Source organism: Bradyrhizobium sp. SZCCHNRI1009 (genome assembly GCF_032487575.1).
In the GTDB taxonomy this organism is placed as follows: Bacteria; Pseudomonadota; Alphaproteobacteria; order Rhizobiales; family Xanthobacteraceae; genus Bradyrhizobium.
Window position 1 is genome coordinate 40,649 of record NZ_JAUEUL010000016.1, and the last position, 18,650, is coordinate 59,298.

The 18,650-nt window shown below is 64.8% G+C and carries 18 protein-coding genes and 2 tRNA genes; 15 read left to right on the forward strand and 5 right to left on the reverse strand.

From position 1 onward, the window contains the following. Window positions 1-418 precede the first annotated feature (418 nt). From QX010_RS23820 to QX010_RS23830, 3 genes are all read right to left on the reverse strand, one after another. Window positions 419-772: a response regulator transcription factor gene (locus QX010_RS23820; RefSeq protein WP_316182240.1), complete on the reverse strand. Its 354-nt coding sequence runs from the start codon at window positions 770-772 to the stop codon at window positions 419-421. 187 nt (window positions 773-959) lie between these two features. Continuing rightward, entirely contained in the window at window positions 960-1,646 is a 687-nt protein-coding gene (locus QX010_RS23825) for a response regulator transcription factor (RefSeq protein WP_316182242.1), read from the reverse strand. After that, on the reverse strand, window positions 1,627-2,361 hold the full coding sequence (locus QX010_RS23830; RefSeq protein WP_316182244.1) for a sensor histidine kinase: 735 nt from the start codon (window positions 2,359-2,361) through the stop codon (window positions 1,627-1,629). Before QX010_RS23830 ends, QX010_RS23825 begins: the two co-directional genes overlap by 20 nt. A gap of 1,077 nt (window positions 2,362-3,438) precedes the next feature. On the opposite strand from QX010_RS23830, the gene QX010_RS23835 reads away from it, so the two are divergent. Beyond that, a complete protein-coding gene (locus QX010_RS23835) occupies window positions 3,439-3,654 on the forward strand; it encodes a hypothetical protein (protein ID WP_315801491.1) in 216 nt (71 codons plus the stop codon). A gap of 5 nt (window positions 3,655-3,659) precedes the next feature. Here the strand turns inward: QX010_RS23835 and QX010_RS23840 are convergent. Then, window positions 3,660-3,734 (reverse strand) — tRNA-Thr (locus tag QX010_RS23840). 352 nt (window positions 3,735-4,086) lie between these two features. Between QX010_RS23840 and QX010_RS23845 the strand changes: the two genes are divergently transcribed. The 11 genes from QX010_RS23845 (at window position 4,087) to QX010_RS23895 (ending at window position 13,128) form a co-directional block, all read left to right on the forward strand. After that, window positions 4,087-4,269: a hypothetical protein gene (locus tag QX010_RS23845; RefSeq protein WP_316182246.1), complete on the forward strand. Its 183-nt coding sequence runs from the start codon at window positions 4,087-4,089 to the stop codon at window positions 4,267-4,269. A 25-nt stretch (window positions 4,270-4,294) separates the two neighbouring features. Beyond that, complete coding sequence (locus QX010_RS23850) at window positions 4,295-6,013, forward strand: FAD-dependent oxidoreductase (protein WP_316182248.1); 1,719 nt, start codon at window positions 4,295-4,297, stop codon at window positions 6,011-6,013. A 147-nt stretch (window positions 6,014-6,160) separates the two neighbouring features. Further along, a complete protein-coding gene (murA, locus tag QX010_RS23855; protein ID WP_316182250.1) occupies window positions 6,161-7,450 on the forward strand; it encodes a UDP-N-acetylglucosamine 1-carboxyvinyltransferase in 1,290 nt (429 codons plus the stop codon). Window positions 7,451-7,468: 18 nt separating this feature from the next. Then, on the forward strand, window positions 7,469-7,918 hold the full coding sequence (locus QX010_RS23860) for a DUF2948 family protein (RefSeq protein WP_316182252.1): 450 nt from the start codon (window positions 7,469-7,471) through the stop codon (window positions 7,916-7,918). An 87-nt stretch (window positions 7,919-8,005) separates the two neighbouring features. Then, a complete protein-coding gene (gene hisD, locus QX010_RS23865) occupies window positions 8,006-9,301 on the forward strand; it encodes a histidinol dehydrogenase (protein WP_316182254.1) in 1,296 nt (431 codons plus the stop codon). Next, entirely contained in the window at window positions 9,298-9,804 is a 507-nt protein-coding gene (locus tag QX010_RS23870; protein ID WP_006613054.1) for a UPF0262 family protein, read from the forward strand. The genes hisD and QX010_RS23870 overlap by 4 nt, the downstream gene beginning before the upstream one ends. A 54-nt stretch (window positions 9,805-9,858) precedes the next feature. Further along, on the forward strand, window positions 9,859-10,329 hold the full coding sequence (locus QX010_RS23875) for an arsenate reductase ArsC (RefSeq protein ID WP_316182256.1): 471 nt from the start codon (window positions 9,859-9,861) through the stop codon (window positions 10,327-10,329). 181 nt (window positions 10,330-10,510) lie between these two features. Next, complete coding sequence (locus QX010_RS23880; RefSeq protein WP_006613056.1) at window positions 10,511-11,140, forward strand: Maf-like protein; 630 nt, start codon at window positions 10,511-10,513, stop codon at window positions 11,138-11,140. A 48-nt stretch (window positions 11,141-11,188) separates the two neighbouring features. Continuing rightward, window positions 11,189-11,386, forward strand: a complete 198-nt coding sequence (gene yacG / locus QX010_RS23885; protein WP_315801484.1) for a DNA gyrase inhibitor YacG — start codon at window positions 11,189-11,191, stop codon at window positions 11,384-11,386. 174 nt (window positions 11,387-11,560) lie between these two features. Next, window positions 11,561-11,636: transfer RNA gene (locus QX010_RS23890), tRNA-Phe, on the forward strand. A gap of 202 nt (window positions 11,637-11,838) precedes the next feature. Beyond that, window positions 11,839-13,128, forward strand: a complete 1,290-nt coding sequence (locus QX010_RS23895; protein ID WP_316182258.1) for a tyrosine-type recombinase/integrase — start codon at window positions 11,839-11,841, stop codon at window positions 13,126-13,128. Here the strand turns inward: QX010_RS23895 and QX010_RS23900 are convergent. Further along, window positions 13,125-13,343, reverse strand: a complete 219-nt coding sequence (locus QX010_RS23900) for a hypothetical protein (protein WP_316182260.1) — start codon at window positions 13,341-13,343, stop codon at window positions 13,125-13,127. The two genes, QX010_RS23895 and QX010_RS23900, sit on opposite strands and share 4 nt — an antisense overlap. A 316-nt stretch (window positions 13,344-13,659) precedes the next feature. On the opposite strand from QX010_RS23900, the gene QX010_RS23905 reads away from it, so the two are divergent. The 3 genes from QX010_RS23905 to QX010_RS23915 all read left to right on the forward strand — a co-directional run bounded on the left by QX010_RS23905 (window position 13,660) and on the right by QX010_RS23915 (window position 18,567). Further along, window positions 13,660-14,013 (forward strand): hypothetical protein, encoded by a 354-nt coding sequence (locus QX010_RS23905; RefSeq protein ID WP_316182261.1) that lies wholly within the window; start codon window positions 13,660-13,662, stop codon window positions 14,011-14,013. A gap of 1,041 nt (window positions 14,014-15,054) precedes the next feature. Continuing rightward, complete coding sequence (locus tag QX010_RS23910; RefSeq protein ID WP_316182262.1) at window positions 15,055-15,237, forward strand: hypothetical protein; 183 nt, start codon at window positions 15,055-15,057, stop codon at window positions 15,235-15,237. Between the two features lie 498 nt (window positions 15,238-15,735). Continuing rightward, entirely contained in the window at window positions 15,736-18,567 is a 2,832-nt protein-coding gene (locus QX010_RS23915; protein WP_316182336.1) for a DEAD/DEAH box helicase, read from the forward strand. The last annotated feature ends 83 nt before the right edge of the window (window positions 18,568-18,650 follow it).

The window sequence follows — 18,650 nt, forward strand, 5'->3', positions numbered from 1 at the left end:
AAGTTTCCGATACAGCTGCTCTTTGAGTTTTCCTTCCAACCCTCTCCCTTTGAGGGGTTTCCAAGACATGTCTTGCAAGAAGTGGTCGACGTCGTGCCCTTGCAACCTAGGTTTTTGTAGCAAGTGCCCGCATGGACGGTCCAAGGAATGAAAACAATCGCGACTATTGCGGCGGCGGTGCAGATATTTCTCATCGTTTTTTCCCATTTGAAGCGGTGATGGTCTCGATCGAGCCGATAAGCGAAGGGCTCGACCAGCATTTCGGTCGTCAAAGCGGGCACGACATTGGTAGCCACCAATGCTAACGCTGGAGACTTAAACCGACATCGGGGTCGCACCCCGTTTTCGCATTGGGAGAATCCCCCATGGACCGCCCAGCTTCGCACGCGTGAACTTGCCGGACGCAGGCGGGCATGGATCAAGGCGCCGGTGCGCCGTAAGGGTCGCCGAGCAGCACGCTGCGGATCGCCACCAGAAGGTCTTCCGTCATCTCCCGCTTGGCGACGTAGCCGTCGGTGCCGGATTCGAAAGCGCGGCGGACGTATTGCGGCGAATCATGCCTGTTCAATCCAGGTAGCGGCAGACGAACAAAGCGCGCGCGAACGTCTCTCACCAGATCCAAACCATTGCTATCGCCAAGGAACAGATCGACGATCCCTAGATCCGGTTTCGTGGCCGCGATGGCCACGAGCGTATCCCGTTGGATGGCCGCCAAGGCACATACGACAAGATCGGGCTCAGCATTGATCAGCGCGGTCAGCCTGCGCCGCATCAGGGGTGACTGTCCACAATGAGCAGACGCCGCTTGCGCCGTGCTGATCGCGCAGTCCGCTTTAGCACCATGGACCAGACCGCGTGTTCGGCCGTCGCGCTTGCCGGAAAGCGGCTTGGTCGAGAAGTCATCGGCGGCATGGCAGACGTGTATGACACTAACCGCGCACTTGGGCGAACTTTATGACTCAACCCAATCGGCCGATTGTAACCCATTGAGCCGCGCGTTGGGCGAGTTCAGCAGCCGATTCGATCGCCAGCTTATTCTTGATGTGCTCAAGATGGGATTCTACCGTTTTGACGCTGCGGTTCAGTAGACCAGCGATCTGCCGCGTGGTTCGGCCCTGACCAACGAGCCGAAATACCTGCAATTCGCGATCGCTCAGCGTGCGCACCGGCGAGGCGGCCTCGAGCGGTCGCGCGCCGACGCATCGTTCAGCCAGCCGCCGCTGCAGAGCCTCGCTCATGTAGGTCTCGCCTGCAAGCACCCGACGAATGGCAGCGATCACGGTCGATTCGAGCTGTTGTTTGGTGACATAGCCGAGGGCGCCGGCGCAAAGCGCGCGCTCGGCGAACACCTCTTCGTCGTACATCGAAAGCACCAGCGAGCGAACGCCGGGATGACGCGCCTTGATTTCCTTGACGAGGTCTAGGCCGTCCTCGTCGCCGAGAGCAAGGTCTACGATCACCAGATCAGGGCGACTGATCGCGATGGTCTTGAGCGCGGCCACGCGCGTACCGACCGCGCCGTGAACGGCGAGGCCATTTTCCGCCTCGATGAGGGCGATCAACCCGCGGCACAGCACGGGATGATCGTCGACGACAAGCAGCCTCTTCCGCACCGCGTCCGCGGCTTCAGCCAGGCAAGTGGGCATCGCCGATACTTTCCTGCCGTTCGTAATTCGATAACAGCGGAAACGCGCACGCAACCATGACGCCGCGACGGGCCTGCGGCTCCACAGTGAGAGAACCGCCGATCGCCCGCGCGCGGTAGTCCATGGTATAAAGCCCGATGCCGTCATGATCGCGCCATTTTTCGGGAAGCCCGACACCGTTATCCCGGATGCTCAATAGTCCCGAGCCTGCAGTGCACGCCAGACGGATCTCGATTTCGTCGGCTCGGCCGTGGCTGACCGCATTGCGGACGGCTTCTTGGGCGATGCGCACGAGGTGGCTCGTGGTTTCGCGGCCAAGATCGGGACAAGGGTTATCTTCCACAAACGCACAAAAGGCGCCATGAGCGGCGCTGACGTTGCGGGCGAGGCTCTCAAGGGAGCCGACAAGATCCGCGCTATTCAGACCGATCGAGCTGAGCCCACGAGCGAGGTCACGCGCCTCGCCGATGGTCTCGTTCAGCAATCGTACGAGTTCGGCCGCGGCCGCGGCGGGACTCGGTTGGCCACTCGCCGCCAAACTTCGCCACAGCGCCGCAGCTAGCGCCGCTAAGCCGGCGAGCGATTGGCAGAGCCCGTCGTGGAGTTCACGCCCGATGCGCTGCCTCTCGCGAGAGGCAATCGCAAGAATTTCACGTTCAAGAATTTCTTGTTGCCCAATATCGCGAGTTATGGCTTCGATCTGCTCCCGTTGCATCGAAGACCAGCCAGGTTTTCTCGTGACTAAGATACACCCTTAGGATGTATCAGCAGTATGATCGAGTCAACTTCAAAGATCGATTTAAACCGCATAACTTTATGTACATTAGAGCTGCGCGCCGCACCGTTGTAATTGTCGATCGGCAGGGCGCCGATGAAGCTCATCGCGTCGACGGAGAGCACTGCGCCGCCATTCGTCGTCTTTCCCGACGCTAGCATGAGCCAGTGGACGCTGAGCCTTGCAGCTTCCATACGCATGAAATGTGGACGTGAGGTGAAGGTCTCACAGGCGTTGAATAGCGGGCGGCGGGTTTATCCTCATTCATGATTGATCGCCTCGGCAACTCTGTTGAGGCAATCTCATGACAGGCAAGATCAAACCAATCTCGATCTGTCTCGCGGGCGCCCGACCGCAAGGTACGACCGCCGTGCTTCCACATCAGTTGCGCGAAGCGAAATGCAACGACAGCGGTCGCCACGCTTCCATTAGACGTTCGTGTAGCAGCCAGTCCTCCGGCTTCCGTCGGCTTTGGTGAAGTGCGTGCGTGCATTCACGGCACCGATGTCTCCAAGGACCCTGATCTGGATGTCGCTGCCGGAAATCTCGGTGACCGGCGACTTCCGGGCGACTTGCTGCAGGAAGCCGGCGCGGTGGAGGACGGTCCCGTCCGGGGATTACGGTGACGCTGCACCAAACAAAGCCCCCTCCGCCGCCTGCATCCCAGCTCTGCTAAAACTGCCCGTCGTGCCACTCTGCCGCACTCATTCCCCTTGTGTCGTCGGGCAAATCACCTGCACCTTTCCGGCCGTCCCGTGCTCATCGAAGAGGGGCGTTCGCGAGTCGTCACGAGCGTTGGGTGTGGGATGCGGTGGCCGGGTCGGAGTTGCAGCGCGCATTCGCGAGCGGACGAACAACTCCGATACGGACGGTGAAGTCGCGTGGTCCTGGCCTCCCGATGCTGAGGTCAAGCTCGCTGATGTGCGTCAGTGCATCGCGGGTGATGGGGGCAACAAAGCCCGGTCCCCAGGGAGAGCGCGTATAAGCCGTAAGCCCATTGCGCAGGGAGGGCCGGGTGTGTTCGGCCAGACCTGTGGTACCTGCCGCCTGCATTTTCTTTCGCAGGCGGGCCACGGGCGCGGCCAGCGCCCGGCCTTCCCTGCGCCCTCGATTTCCGGAGAGGGCGGTGCTGCAGCAGAGCTCGGACGCAAATTGCGCCGCGAGGCCGATGACGCGCATCCGCGCGTGGCCTGTGGTCCCGAGGCGTCGCCGAAGATCATGTTGGGGGAATGATGCCCTGGTGCTGCCGGACAGGATTGAACTGTCGACCTCTCCCTTACCAAGGGAGTGCTCTACCACTGAGCTACGGCAGCAAAGGGACTGGCGGGGACCGGCCCGAAGGGCGCGACCGAACGCGGGCGGTTCTTGCCACAAGGTCCTCGCCTGCGCAAGCGCGGCTCGCCCGGTTTTCCGGGAAAGACGTCAGCGTGATGCATGGAAATGGAGCGAAAGACCTCCGAATCGGCGCGAAATCGCCCGCTCGCGGCGGATTCTCGCGGTTGGCCGCTCAAGGTGCCCAACTGGCCGTCGCCGCGGCGGCAACTCCCCATCCGGGCAGGCGACGGCCGGCCGGGCGGAACCTACCGTCTGCGTCGCCAACGCCTCTTGGCTTTCCCATCTGCGGCCCCAATTGTGCCTCTGGTATGGGGTGACCGGGGGGAAGGGATGACGGATGAGACCGGGAAGGCGGCGCCGAAGGGCGCGCGCGAGGAGCGGCTGAAGCAGGCGCTGCGCGAGAACCTGAAGCGCCGCAAGGCACAGAGCCGCGCGCGCAGCCAGCCGGTGACGGCCGAGGAGCGCGGCCTGGACGAGGCCGCTGCCGGCGGTCCGGACGATTCGAAGCGTTGAGCAGATGGCAGGCGGGGTGGGCGTGATGGCAGCGGATGACGGGATGACGGCGGATGCGGCGGCACAACGGGCGGAGCTCGCGAAGACGCTGCCGCGCTTCGACCAGACGTTTCCGGAGCTGACGCCGCCGGAGATCGCGCGTCTGCGCGGCTTCGGCGAGATCCAGAGCTATCGTGACGGCGAGCTGCTGTTCGAGACCGGCAAGCCCGGCCCCGGCATGTTCGTGATTCTCAAAGGCCATGTCGCGATCACCCAGCGTGACGGTCTCGGTCACGTCACGCCGGTGATCGACCAGGGGCCAGGGCAGTTTCTGGCCGAGATCGCCCAGCTCTCCGGCCGCGTCGCGCTGGTCGACGGCCATGCCGAGGGCGACGTCGAGGTCATCCTGATTCGTCCCGAACGGCTGCGCGCGCTGTTGATCGCCGAGGCCGAGCTCGGTGAGCGCATCATGCGGGCGCTGATCCTGCGCCGGGTGAATCTCATTCAGGGCGGCGCCGGCGGCCCGGTCATGATCGGGCCGCCGCAATCGGCCGCGATCGCGCGGCTGCAGAGCTTCCTCACCCGCAACGGCTTTCCGCACCATCTGCTCGATCCCGCCACAGATCACGACGCGGCCGATCTGATCGCGCGCTATTCGCCGACGGCGGCCGAGCTGCCGCTGGTGGTGGTGTCCGACGGCAGCGTGCTGCGCAACCCGAGCGAGACCGAGCTGGCGCGCGCCGTGGGGATGATCGGCGGGCCGCGCGGCGAGAAGGTCTACGACGTCGCGGTCGTCGGCTGCGGGCCGGCGGGCCTGGCCACGGCCGTGTATGGCGCGTCGGAGGGGCTGACGGTCGCGGTGCTGGATTCGCGCGCGTTCGGCGGCCAGGCCGGCGCAAGCGCGCGCATCGAGAACTATTTCGGCTTCCCGACCGGCATCACCGGCCTCGCGCTGACCGCGCGCGCCTTCAACCAGGCGCAGAAGTTCGGCGCCGAGATCATGATCCCGGTGTCGGTCAATGCGCTCGACTGCGAGCGCAAGGCCGGCGCCTTCGTGCTGGCGCTCGAGGGCGGCGACGAGGTGCGGGCGCGCGCGGTCGTGGTCGCGAGCGGCGCGCGCTATCGCCGGCCTGATCTTGCCCGGCTCAAGGAGTTCGAGGGCAGGGGCGTGTGGTACTGGGCCTCGCCGATCGAGGCGCGGCTGTGCGCCGGGCAGGAGGTTGCGCTGGTCGGCGGCGGCAATTCCGCGGGGCAGGCCGCGGTGTTTCTGTCGGGTCACGTCAAGAAGGTGCGGATGATCATCCGCGGCGGCGGGCTCGCCGCGTCGATGTCGCGCTATCTCATCGAGCGCATCGAGGCGACGCCGAACATCGAGCTGTTGTTCAACACCGAGGTGGTCGCGCTCGATGGCGGGGCAGACACGGGGCTCGAACGCATCACCTTGAAGAGCCGGCTGTCCGGCGAAGAGACGCCGGCCGACATCAGCAATCTCTTTCTGTTCGTCGGCGCCGATCCCGCCACCGGCTGGCTCGACGGCTGCGGCATCACGCTCGATCGCGCCGGCTTCGTCGTCACCGGCGCGCAGTCGGAGCAGAATGCCGGGCGGATGGTGTCGCCGCTCGAGACCTCGGTGCCCGGGGTCTATGCGGTCGGCGACGTCCGCTCCGGCTCGGTCAAGCGCGTCGGCGGCGCCATCGGCGAGGGCGCCCAGGTCGTCGCCGCGCTGCACGGGTTTCTGGCCGATGCGCTGGTCCCGCCGGTCTGATTCGCGCCTTCCGCCGCGGCGGGCCGCACCGTCAGGGGATGAATTCCCGCCGGTTGCGACCTGCCGTTGCGAACTCATCAAATCGCCGTAATGTCGGTCCTGTTGCGCCCATCTCACCCAATTTCCCGGCCAGCCAGCAGGACCAGCATGGATCGCATTCGCATCGTCGGCGGCAACCCGCTTCACGGCACCATCCCGATTTCGGGCGCGAAGAATGCCGCCCTGCCGCTGATGATCGCGGGTCTTCTGACGCCGGAGACGCTGATCCTGGACAACGTCCCGCGGCTGGCCGACGTCGCGCAATTGCAGCGCATTCTCGGCAATCACGGCGTGGACATCATGTCGGTCGGCAAGCGTCCCGGCGATGGCCAATACCAAGGTCAGACGCTGCAGATCTCGGCGGCCAACATCATCGACACCACGGCTCCTTACGAGCTGGTGTCGCGGATGCGCGCCAGCTTCTGGGTGATCGCGCCGCTGCTCGCGCGCATGCACGAGGCGCGGGTGTCGTTGCCCGGCGGCTGCGCCATCGGCACGCGGCCGGTCGATCTCCTGATCATGGCGCTGGAGCGGCTCGGGGCCAGCATCGACATCGACGCCGGCTATGTCGTCGCCAAGGCGCCGGGCGGCCTGCGCGGCGGGACGATCGATTTTCCCAAGGTCACGGTCGGCGGCACCCATGTCGCGGTCATGGCGGCCGCGCTCGCCAAGGGCACGACCGTCATCACCAACGCCGCCTGCGAGCCGGAGATCACCGATCTCGCCGAGTGTCTCAACAAGATGGGCGCGCGCATCTCCGGTGCCGGCACGCCCCGCATCGAGATCGAGGGCGTGGCGTCGCTGCATGGCGCGCGCCATACCGTGCTGCCCGACCGCATCGAGGCCGGCACCTATGCGATCGCGACCGCCATGACCGGTGGCGACGTCCGCCTTGCCGGCGCGCGGCCGGAGCTGCTGCAATCGGCGCTCGACGTGCTGACCGAGGCGGGCGCCGAGATCTCGAGCGATGCCGAGGGCATCCGCGTCGTCAGAAACGGCCACGGCATCCGCCCGGTGCAGGTGACGACCGCGCCGTTCCCCGGCTTCCCGACCGACCTGCAGGCCCAGCTGATGGCGCTGATGGTCTGCGCGCAGGGCGCCTCGGCGATCACCGAGACCATCTTCGAGAACCGTTTCATGCACGTGCAGGAACTCGCGCGGTTCGGCGCGCGTATCAGTCTCGACGGCGAGACCGCGCGGATCGAGGGCACCTCGAATCTGCGTGGCGCGCCCGTGATGGCGACCGACCTGCGCGCCTCGGTGTCGCTGGTGATTGCCGGCCTTGCTGCGGAAGGCGAAACCATGATCAATCGCGTCTACCATCTCGATCGCGGCTTCGAGCGGCTGGAGGACAAGCTCAAGGCCTGCGGCGCCACGATCGAGCGCATTCGCGAGTGAGGTTGAAGGGATGATGCCGTGACCGACCGGCTCAAACTGATCGCGCTCGACGCCGACGATCTCGCCGTCATCTCGGCCCATGTGCAGGACGCGCGGGTGCAGGCGGCGGACATCATCTGGCGCCAGGCCGAGAAGCGGCTGGTGATCGGCATGAACCGGCTCGACTGGGATCAGGCGCTGCATGGCGAGAGCGAGCCGCGCCGGCTGCTGGCAGCGCTGCGCTTCGACCGCGTGCTGGCCTGCAAGTCGCGCCGCATCGACCTTGCCGCGCCCGAGGCAGCGCTGGAGCTGATCGGCATCGAATTCCACGCCGGCGCCGAGCCGCCGGCCGGCAGCGCGCTGCTGCTGTTCTCCCACGGCGGCGCATTGCGGCTGGATGTCGAATGCCTGGAATGCGAGCTGACCGATCTCGGCGAGGACGACCTCGGCACCAGCGATATCGATGGCGTCCCGCCGCTGACGGGGTAGGGGCTGGTTCAAAGGGTTGACGGCCCCGCGCCGCCGCGCCATTGAGCAGGAGGTCGGGGGCAGCCACCCCTTCGGAAAGTGCCAGAGATGCCCATTCGCCTGTCCCGCGCCAGCACCGATTTCGACGCCCAGTTTCGGCGGTTTCTCGCCGCCAAGCGCGAGACCTCCGCCGACGTCGAAGCCGCCGCCCGCGCCATCGTGGACGACGTCGCCAGGCGCGGCGATGCGGCGCTGCTCGAGGCGACGCGCAAGTTCGACCGGCTCGAGCTGACCGCCGCGTCGCTGCGCGTGACGCCCGCCGAGATCGAGGCCGCGGTGAAGGCCTGCGACGCGGCTACCGTCGACGCGCTGAAATTCGCCCGTGACCGCATCGAGGCCTTTCACCTCAAGCAGCTGCCGGCCGACCAGCGCTTCACCGACGCCGCCGGCGTCGAGCTCGGCTGGCGCTGGAGCGCGATCGAATCCGCCGGTCTCTACGTTCCCGGTGGCACCGCGGCCTATCCGTCCTCGGTGCTGATGAACGCCATTCCCGCCAAGGTCGCCGGCGTCGGGCGCCTCGTGATGGTGGTGCCGGCGCCGGACGGCAAGCTCAATCCGCTGGTGCTGGCGGCCGCCCATCTCGGCGGCGTCTCCGAGATCTACCGCGTCGGCGGCGCCCAGGCCGTGGCCGCGCTGGCGCATGGCACCGCGACGATCGCGCCGGTGGCGAAGATCGTCGGTCCGGGCAATGCCTATGTCGCCGCCGCCAAGCGGCTGGTGTTCGGCAAGGTCGGCATCGACATGATCGCCGGCCCCTCCGAGGTGCTGGTGATCGCCGACGACAGCGGCAATGCCGACTGGATCGCCGCCGACCTGCTCGCGCAGGCCGAGCACGACGCCAGCGCGCAGTCGATCCTGATCACCGACAGCCGCCGCCTGGCCGATGACGTCGCCCGCGCCGTCGAGGGCCAGCTCAAGACGCTTCCTCGCGCGGAGATCGCAGGCGCGTCCTGGGCCGATTTCGGCGCCATCATCGAGGTCGACCATCTCGACCAGGCCGTACCGCTCGCCGACGCCATCGCCGCCGAGCATCTGGAGATCATGACCGCCGACGCGGACGCGTTCGCCGCGAGGGTTCGCAATGCCGGCGCCATCTTCCTCGGCGCGCACACGCCGGAGGCGATCGGCGACTATGTCGGCGGCTCCAATCACGTGCTGCCCACCGCGCGCTCGGCGCGGTTCTCCTCCGGTCTCGGCGTGCTCGACTTCATGAAGCGCACGTCGCTGTTGAAATGCGGCCCCGAGCAGTTGCGCGCGCTGGGACCAGCGGCGATGACTCTGGGCAAGGCCGAGGGTCTCGACGCCCATTCACGCTCCGTGGGAATACGCCTCAATCTGCCATGACCCAGCACCCGCCAGGCGACGACCGGACCAATCGCATCGTGGCGGTGACGCTCGACGAGGAGTCGATCGGCCGCTCCGGTCCGGACATCGAGCATGAGCGGGCGATCGCGATCTACGACCTCGTCGAGGAGAATTTGTTCGCGCCCGAGGGCGCCGACGGCACCGGCCCCTTCACTTTGCATCTCGGCATCACCGCCAACCGGCTGATGTTCGACATCCGCAGGGAGGACGGCACGCCGGTGGTGACGCACCTGTTGTCGCTGTCGCCGTTCCGGCGGATCGTGAAGGACTACTTCATGATCTGCGACAGCTACTACCAAGCGATCCGCACTGCGACGCCCGACAAGATCGAGGCGATCGACATGGGCCGCCGCGGCATCCATGACGAGGGCTCGCGCACCCTGCAGGAGCGGCTCAAGGGCAAGGTGCGGGTCGATTTCGAGACCTCGCGCCGGCTGTTCACCCTGATCACGGTGCTGCACTGGAAGGGCGAGGGCCAGTGATGCCGCGGGCCGCCACGCACGCCTCCCAGCTTCCGGCCAAGGGCGCGTAGGCGCATGGCCGAGGGGCCGCCGCGCGCGCGCCAGCCGCAGGCGGTGCTGTTCGCCTGCGGCCAGAACAGCGTGCGCTCGCCGATGGCCGAGAGCCTGCTGCGCCAGATGTTTCCGCAGGCGCTGTACGTCCGCTCCGCCGGGGTCAAGAAGGGCGAGCTCGACCCATTCGCGGTGTCGGTGATGGCCGAGCTCGGCCAGGACATCTCGCAGCACAAGCCCACCACCTTCGAGGAGCTCGAGGACTGGGAGGGCCTGAACTTCGACCTCATCATCACCCTCTCGCCCGAGGCGCATCACAAGGCGCTGGAGCTGACCCGCACCATCGCCGCCGACGTCGAATATTGGCCGACGCCGGACCCGACCGGCGCCGACGGCAACCGCGAGCAGAAGCTTTCAGCCTATCGCGAGGTCTGCGACGGCCTGTTCACGCGGATCCGCAAGCGCTTCGGCAAGCCTGGGCCCGCCGGTCTGTAGGTTTTCGGTTCCCGAGCCGGTGTCATCGAACCGAAATACCAACGTCGTCCCCCGCTCAAATTCGCGCCGTAGAGCAGGCCTGTCGCAGCCTTGTCGCAGCCTTCGGGTTGTGGAATGACAGCCCTTCCGATAGGTTCCGCGCGCCCGCCCCGCCGCTTCCGAATCCCTCAGCGAAATCAGCATGCTCGGCCGTCCCAAAATCGTTCTTGCATCCGGTTCGCCCAGGCGTCTGGCGCTGCTCAACCAGGCCGGCATCGAGCCCGACGCGCTCCGCCCCGCCGATGTCGACGAGACGCCGAAGCGTGGCGAGCTGCCGCGCGCCTGCGCCAACCGTCTCGCCCGCGCCAAGGCCGATGCGGCGCTGAAATCGGTCCAGCTCGACGATGAGCTGCGCGGCGCCTTCATCATCTCCGCCGATACCGTGGTCGCCGTCGGCCGCCGGATCCTGCCGAAGGCCAACCTGGTCGACGAGGCCTCGCAGTGCCTGCGGCTGCTGTCGGGCCGCAACCATCGCGTCTACACCGCGATCACCCTGGTGACGCCGAAGGAGGCGTTCCGCCAGCGCCTGGTCGAGACCCGCGTCCGCTTCAAGCGGCTCAGCGAGGACGACATCCAGGCCTATATCGGCTCCGGCGAATGGCGGGGGAAGGCCGGCGGCTACGCCGTCCAGGGCATCGCCGGCTCGTTCGTGGTGAAGATGGTCGGCTCCTACACCAATGTCGTCGGCCTGCCGCTGTACGAGACCACGACGCTGCTCGCCGGCGAGGGCTTCCCGATCCGCTTCGGCTGGCTGAACACGGTCGGCGTCTGACGCGAACGAGGGGATGCATCGGTCGCCGCGCGCGCCTAGATAGCGGCCATGCCCGACGAATCGACCAGCCCGAAGACCGCCACCCCGGCCAAGCCCGTCCGCCGCTGCCCGATCTGCAACCGGCCGGCCGCCGAAGGCTCGCGCCCGTTCTGCTCGCCCCGCTGCCGCGACGTCGACCTGCATCGCTGGCTGAGCGGCTCTTATGTCATTCCGGCCACTGAGGGCGACGAGGACGACGTCGAATAGATCAATATTCTCATGCTGTTGCGGCGGCGGTGCCGGGCGGCATCGGCGCGCACTCCGCGTGGCTGCGCAACCGCAAAAGGAATGTGAAAACTTCGCCTCAGGGCGGTAGACAGCGCCGCCCGCTCTGACTATAACCCGCCGGCTCGCCGGGCTTTTCTGCCCTTCACGAGACCTGCCCAGGTAGCTCAGTTGGTAGAGCATGCGACTGAAAATCGCAGTGTCGGTGGTTCGATTCCGCCCCTGGGCACCATCCCACTTCCGGCCTCGTTCTTTTTCGTCCGCGCAGGTTCGCCGGCCTTCGAAAATCGACATAAAATCAGGCTCTTCGTGATATAGTGACGTTCCAGGCGGTTCGCGGCCGTTCGGGGGCATCCGGCGTTTTCGGGTACACTGTGGGTACACTGGAAAGGCCGGGTACACTGGCGTGTCGCCCGATCGTGAGGGGCGTGCCCATGGATGAGCTGAGCGACACGAAGATCCGCAATGCTGCTCCGGCGGAGAAGGAATACGCGCTTGCCGACGGCCAGGGCCTCAGCGTGGTGGTCCGGCCCAATGGAACCAAGCTCTGGCTCTACCGCTACCGCTACGCCGGTAGGCGCAAGAACATGTCGTTTGGGACCTTTCCCGGCGTCGGGCTGAAGGCCGCGCGCGACAAGCGCCACGAAGCCGAAAAGCTGCTTGACCAGGGGCAGGACCCAGTCGCTGTGCGAGAGGCGAGGCGCCGCGAAGACGACAAGCTCAAGCACACCTTTCGGGCGGTCGGCGAGGAATGGGCAACCAAAAAGCTAGAGAAAGAGAACAAGGCCAAGGCGACGATCAAGCGCGAGCGATGGAATCTCGATCAGCTCAATCGCGAGATTGGCGAGCGGCCGCTCTGTGAGATTGGCCCGCCCGAGCTGCTGACCGCTTTGCGCCGCGTCGAAGCTCGCGGCCGGTTCTACACCGTCGGGCGCCTACGGTCGACGGCCTCGCGGGTATTCCAGTTTGGAGTTGGCGCCGCCTATTGTGACAGCGACCCAACCCGCGACTTGAAACACGCTCTGACCAAGGCACCCAAAGGCAACCCGCGCCCAGCTCTGACCGATCCCGAAGACGTCGGCGATCTGATGCGCCGGATCGAGGTCTATGACGCCAAGAGCGGCGGACTCGTCCGCTACGCGCTCAAGCTGATTGCCTTGACCATGGTGCGCCCTGGCGAGCTGCGGCTGGCCGAGTGGGCAGAGTTCGACGAGAAGAATTGCATCTGGGTGATCCCCGCTGAAAAGATGAAGATGCGCGATGATCACGAAGTGCCGCTGTCCCGCCAGGCACTGGCCATTCTGGCCGAGTTGCGTCCTTTGACCGGCCGTGGCCGTTACTTGTTTTCGCACGACGATGATGTGCCGATGTCTGACAACACGATCAACAAGGCATTGCGGATCATGGGCTACGATACCGGCCCCGGTGGCGACCATTGCGCGCACGGCTTCCGCTCCAGCGCCTCAACCTTGCTCAATGAAGAAGGCGCATTCGACGGCGACGTGGTCGAAGCTCAACTCGCCCACGAAACAGATGAGAAGAAGAGGCGGCGCCGCGACGAGGTGGTGCGGCGCCAGCTTGCAAAGGGCGACAAGAACAAAATCCGCGGGATCTACAACCGGGCAGCCTATTGGAGCGAGCGCGTGCGCTTGATGCAGCATTGGGCTGATCGCCTCGACCACTTGCGCAAGAGAGCTACCCAGCCGCTGCGCAAGTCAGCCTAAACCGTTGCGCGCGATTCAACGCGGGGCAGCGAGGCATGATACTCATCGATGCTGTCGAGATCGATGAGTGTCTTGCCTCCCATCTTGTAGGCCCTGATCTGCTCCCTCGCGATCAGCTCATAGGCTTTTGTCTTGCCAAATTTGCCGTAGCGGCACCCGTCTTTGAAATGGACGAGGCGGCGCTGCCTGATATCAACGTTTTCAATCATGCTCATACAGGTGCTTCGATCGCCCGGCTGGCGGTTGGCTAAGGCGACCCTGCAAGCTCGGTTGCTCTGGACTCGCAGGAGGGGACCTTCGCTCAAGGCAGTTAGGATGCCGCAGCGTGTCGATGGAAGGGCTCCAGAGCCTCAGTGCGTGTTTCGGATACAGTTTCGTAGAAGCGAGTTTCAAGCGGACAGGTCGAAAACGGGCTGACTGCCAGATTGCGACGCGTGTTCACCTGTGCCTAGACGGACCAGCAGTTCGACACCTTTCGGACGGAAGGAAAACGCTTTAAAAAATGTCGCTCTCTCACGATCGGCAATCAACATGATCGAAGCTGCGCCGGGGCAGACGGAGGCCAACCGACCGGTACCTGCCAGCCACCGGAAGCTCTCCTTCTCAATCGGCGCAGACGGGCCGCCCGCTGGTTTGGCGATCCAGGAAGATGCCATCTATCACCCCAAGGATCATTCCATCCTACTCATCCAGAGCCATGACAGCGTGCAGATATTCACCCCAACCGCCTTGCGAGCGCAGCCCAGTCGTGTCCTGGATCGCCAGAACATGACGGCCCGGGCAACGTTCGGCCGTCCCTGCGGCTGCCCGCATCTCAGCGCTGCTGACCGCCTCTTTGCGCAGAAGCGGCGTCAGGCGACTCTTTCCAGCCCGCGTGCCGCCTAACCGGCGCACACGCAACCTCTGCCTCCCAAACGAAACGAGACGCTCAGAAGAAAGGCGCCCCTATTCCACGCGACGCTCGTCAAACCGTCCCAGCCGAGCTCAATGCTATCCTGCTCCGCAACAAGACGCCACGGAATCAGACGCTTTTCCCTTATTCAGCATCGATGTGTGAATACGGTAGCCTTCGCCGGTGAGGTGCACCAACAATGGGCGCTTCACAAAACTGCATGTGGGTGCGCCCCTTGGGATCGCGGCGATTACTCCCGCCCGGGAAAATCGGGATACGGGCAGCCCTTGTCGGAGCAGGTGTAGAGGCGCTCCATCGTGAGCACGGCGCCGCACCGCGGGCAGATCTCTCCGATGGTTTGGCGCCTAGGAGGGATATAGTCATCCGGCTTATCGTCGCTGCCGCTTACCCCCTGCTTACCGAAGCGATTTCTAGAGCACTCAATCGTGCACCAAGGTTGCGATATTTCCAGCGTAGTGAGCGCGCCGAGACTCGAACCCAGGATTCCGCGAGAAAAAATCATGTGCTCAGCTGGATAAAGCATGTCCATGTCGAAACAACCGCGAGTCTGTGCAGATAACAAAATCTACCTTTACGGTATGATTCGCGGTTTGTCAGTAGTGGTGTTGTGCGCGGGAAAGACGGGGCACCTGGCCGTGTAACGGACTTATGGGGTCGATCGCCGGAGGCACTCGCGTTCGGGGCTGCCGCTTTCGCTGCACCGCTATCACTGCCCCAAACGCGGGTGCCTTGTTAACCGGTCTCACGACTGCACTCGGCCCCGGGGCCCACCGCTGACGCGATGGCCGCAATGCTGCCCCTCCTGCGGGTGCGTTCTCTGCCTTCGCTCCGCTGCGGTCTCATTGTTCACAACGTGCGAGCTGGCCAGTTATCAGTGAGCAAAGGTCGAACTTGCGCTAGCGGGGACATGATCGAGGGAAACTACGCGCCCTTACACTCAGCGCATCATTTTGCCGGTTAGGGATTGTCTCTGAATTTCTTGGGACGTCACGCAGATCTGGTCCGTCGCGGAGATGCGCTTCGTCGTCGGACCTGAAGCTGGGACAAAGGTCTCCTTTTTCGCCGACGCTGTTGAACAGTTCAGTCTCGTCGATCAGGTGTTCGACCACGATGTGGACGATTCGGCTGGCGGCGATTTATTCTGCAACTGCAGTAAATTGCAGATCTTGGGTGCCTTGTTGACCCGAATCCGCTAGGTGTCGTCAGATGGCTGGGCTCTTTTCCCGGCGCCCTCAGTGATACGCGAGCCGAAATCTTTGCCCTCAGTCCTTCGTATTTCCCGCAGCTCTGTGCAGCGGAAGACGACTGCACCAAAATCCACCACCGCACCAAAGAAGCCGTCTCCACGCAAGAAGATCTTGGGTGCGCCTAAAAAGGCAGCGGCTGCGAGGCTTGCCGTATCCTCCGCATCGCCACTGGGACTTTTGGCACTGCACCTCGTAGAACGGTGGCAAGGGGCTGGTCGAAGCGGCCTCGTATATCTCGCCGAGAACGAGCGCAGAGCCGAGCGGTTAGCATCCATCATTCTGGTTCTCGAGCCGGCGTGTGATGTGCTCGTTTATCCACGACTGAACACCTTGCCATTCGATCTGCTCGAGCCGTCGCGTGACATCGCCGGCAGGCGAAGTTCCGTGTTGAGGCGTCTTGCGCGCGCAAAGAGGCCGATCCTGCTGATCACGACCGTGGAGGCGCTGATGGAGCGCCTTCCGCTGCCGGCGGACTGGTCGGGGATCGGCATGCTGCTGCGGGTCGGCGACGCCTATTCCGAACAGCAGTTCGAATCGCGCTTTGGTGCGCTCGGATATGACCTGGATGACAGCCCGGACTATCCCGGCGGGATGCTGTTTCACGGAAACACGTTCGAGATCTTTCCTGCCGGCGCGCGCGGCCCGTTCAGGGTCGAGCATTCCGGGGGCAGGATACGGCGGATTGCCGCCTTCAATCCGTTGAATCAGGAGGTGATCTCCGAGCTCAAGCAGCTTCAGATCGATCCGATGTCCGAGCGGCTTGCGTTCAAGGAACGAGCTCGGAACAAAGCCACTCTGTTCGATTACTGCACGCGAGCCAAGTGGATTGCCGATGCGGAGGTCCCCAAGCACGCGGACACATGGCTGAGCACGATCGAGGACGCGGCTTCCCGCGCTGAGCGTGATCGTGCGTATGTGAGCCGTCGCGAATGGGACCAAGCGGCGAAGAGCATCGCTCTGCTGTCGACGACAGCGCCATACCGAGCAACGCCGGAGTTCTTCAAGGAAGCGGCGCCCCGAAAGACGCTGCGCGCTTTTGTCGAGGAAGCCCAGCGTCGCGACGCGCGTCTCGTGTTTGCTGCTGCGGTCGAGGCGGATCTGCGGCTGATGGCGGCGATGAGCGGGGTCAAAGCCGAATGCGCCGCTGATTGGGCGCAGGCAACCGCCAGGGGCCGGAGAGAAACGGCGTTGCTGGCCGGCTTCGACGCCGGCTTCATCATTCCCGGGCGGAAACCAATTGTCGTCATCACCGCGTCCGATGTTTTCGGCAGCAGGGCGCATCAGCCGCAGCCCACGAATTGGGCCTGGACACCTGGCTTCGAAGCCGTGGACCTGCCCGAGCTTGGATCGGTGGTCGTTCATCTGCAACGTGGACTGGCCCGGCTTGGCGGATTGCGGTCGATGGGCAGTGCCGGAGTCTCTGCTCGTGAGATGGCTCGGCTGGTGTTTGCCGAGAATGATGCCGTTCTGGTGCCTCTTGCGGAGTTGGCCTTGATCTGGCCCTACGCGGCTGAGCTCGGCGACACCTCTCTCGACAAGGCCGATGGCAGCTCATGGCGGCCGCGGCGCGCCGCGGCCGAGACCGAGATCCATGTCGTCGCCAAGGAGGTCGCAAAGCAGATGAACCAGCGCCGGCGGCGGCCGGCGCCGAAGCTCGTGCCGCGGCCGGCCACCTATGAGAAGTTCGCCGCGCGGTTTCCGTATTTCACCACCCCGGATCAGGCCCAGGCCATCCGCGACGTTCTCGATGATCTCGCGTCGGGGCACCCGATGGACCGCATCGTCTGCGGCGATGTCGGCTTCGGCAAGACCGAGGTCGCGTTGCGCGCCGCTGCGGCCGCCGTCCTGGCGGGAAAGCAGGTTGCGATCGTCGTTCCGACCACGGTGTTGGCGCGACAGCATGTCGAGACGTTCCGCAAGCGCTTTGCGACGCTCGGCATCGAGGTCGGAAACCTGTCGCGGATTGCGTCGACGGCCGAGGCGCGCAAGGTGCGCGAAGGATTGAAGAGCGGTGAGCTCAAAGTTGTCGTCGGGACACTGTCGCTGGCTGCCAAGGAGATCAAGTTTGCCGATCTTGGCCTGATCATCATCGACGAAGAGCAGCATTTCGGTGCGGCTGACAAGGCCATGCTGTCCGGTCTCAACAAGAACGGTCATAGGCTCTGGATGAGCGCGACGCCCATCCCACGCACGCTCGCTGCAGGCTTGACCGGCCTGCGGGATCTCAGCGTGATTGCGACGCCCCCGGTTCATCGTGTTCCGGTCGTGACCAAGGTGGCGCCGCTTTCCGACATCGCGATCGCCGCCGCCCTGGTGCGCGAGCAGCGGCGCAATGGCCAGAGTTTCGTGATCTGCCCGAGGATTCAGGATCTGGATCCGATGCTGGCCCGGATCCACGCGCTGGCGCCCGAACTTCGGATCATTGCGATTCACGGCAGGGTGCCTGCAGACGAGATCGACGAAAGGCTGATGAAATTCGTCGAAGGCAATGCGGACGTCCTGCTCGCGACCAACATCGTCGAGAGCGGTCTCGATATCCCGCGGGCCAATACCATCGTCGTATGCTGGCCTGAAAAATTTGGCCTGGCGCAGCTGCATCAGCTCCGCGGTCGGGTGGGGCGGGGCGGCATTCGCGCGTTCGCGCATTTCCTGACGGAGGGCGGTTCCGACCGGTCGGAGAAGCGGCTGTCCGTTCTCGAGGAGCTGAACCGCCCGGGCGCTGGCTTTGCGATCAGCGCGCGTGATCTCGACCTGCGCGGCGGCGGCGACATGCTGTCGGATCGGCAGTCCGGCCACGTGCAGGTCTTCGGCCCGACTCTGTATGGCCATCTGCTGACCCTGGCGCTCGAGGGCGACCGCGAAGGGATGTCCGCTCTTTGGGTTCCGGAGCTGAACCTCCCCATCGCCGAGCTGCTTCCGTCGGATTATGTGCAGTCGGAGGCGCTCAGGCTCGAGATCTACGCGCGCGCCGCGCGGTGCCGGACGGATGACGAACTCGAAGAACTCGAGGACGAAACGCAACGCCGCTTCGGCACTCTGCCACCGGCGGCCTGCGACTTTTTCGCTGTGGCCAGGCTCAGGGTGAATTGCAGGGAGCGCGGGATCATGCGTCTCGATGTCGGGCCGGAGGCGATTGCTGCCATGCTGCTTCCGGGGCGGATTGGAAAATCGTGCTCACGCCTGCTGCAGCGTGACGGCAATCGGCTCATCTATGCCGAGCGCAGCGGCGAGCCTCCCTTGCGAAGGATCGAACGGTTTCTGGACCTCCTGGACGAATAGCGGATGATACGCGAGTCCAGTTGTGGCGCTACGTGATAGACTAGGCGCCCTGCGGATCCCGAGAAGAAACGTATTTGAGGGGA

Excerpts from the sequence above, each read along its gene's own strand:
- QX010_RS23820 (WP_316182240.1), bottom strand. The coding sequence starts at position 772 with ATGCGGCGCAGGCTGACCGCGCTGATCAATGCTGAGCCCGATCTTGTC.
- QX010_RS23825 (WP_316182242.1), bottom strand. The coding sequence starts at position 1,646 with ATGCCCACTTGCCTGGCTGAAGCCGCGGACGCGGTGCGGAAGAGGCTG.
- QX010_RS23830 (WP_316182244.1), bottom strand. The coding sequence starts at position 2,361 with ATGCAACGGGAGCAGATCGAAGCCATAACTCGCGATATTGGGCAACAA.
- QX010_RS23845 (WP_316182246.1), top strand. The coding sequence starts at position 4,087 with ATGACGGATGAGACCGGGAAGGCGGCGCCGAAGGGCGCGCGCGAGGAG.
- QX010_RS23850 (WP_316182248.1), top strand. The coding sequence starts at position 4,295 with ATGGCAGCGGATGACGGGATGACGGCGGATGCGGCGGCACAACGGGCG.
- murA (WP_316182250.1), top strand. The coding sequence starts at position 6,161 with ATGGATCGCATTCGCATCGTCGGCGGCAACCCGCTTCACGGCACCATC.
- hisD (WP_316182254.1), top strand. The coding sequence starts at position 8,006 with ATGCCCATTCGCCTGTCCCGCGCCAGCACCGATTTCGACGCCCAGTTT.
- QX010_RS23870 (WP_006613054.1), top strand. The coding sequence starts at position 9,298 with ATGACCCAGCACCCGCCAGGCGACGACCGGACCAATCGCATCGTGGCG.
- QX010_RS23875 (WP_316182256.1), top strand. The coding sequence starts at position 9,859 with ATGGCCGAGGGGCCGCCGCGCGCGCGCCAGCCGCAGGCGGTGCTGTTC.
- QX010_RS23880 (WP_006613056.1), top strand. The coding sequence starts at position 10,511 with ATGCTCGGCCGTCCCAAAATCGTTCTTGCATCCGGTTCGCCCAGGCGT.
- yacG (WP_315801484.1), top strand. The coding sequence starts at position 11,189 with ATGCCCGACGAATCGACCAGCCCGAAGACCGCCACCCCGGCCAAGCCC.
- QX010_RS23895 (WP_316182258.1), top strand. The coding sequence starts at position 11,839 with ATGGATGAGCTGAGCGACACGAAGATCCGCAATGCTGCTCCGGCGGAG.
- QX010_RS23900 (WP_316182260.1), bottom strand. The coding sequence starts at position 13,343 with ATGAGCATGATTGAAAACGTTGATATCAGGCAGCGCCGCCTCGTCCAT.
- QX010_RS23905 (WP_316182261.1), top strand. The coding sequence starts at position 13,660 with ATGATCGAAGCTGCGCCGGGGCAGACGGAGGCCAACCGACCGGTACCT.
- QX010_RS23910 (WP_316182262.1), top strand. The coding sequence starts at position 15,055 with ATGCGCTTCGTCGTCGGACCTGAAGCTGGGACAAAGGTCTCCTTTTTC.
- QX010_RS23915 (WP_316182336.1), top strand. The coding sequence starts at position 15,736 with ATGGAGCGCCTTCCGCTGCCGGCGGACTGGTCGGGGATCGGCATGCTG.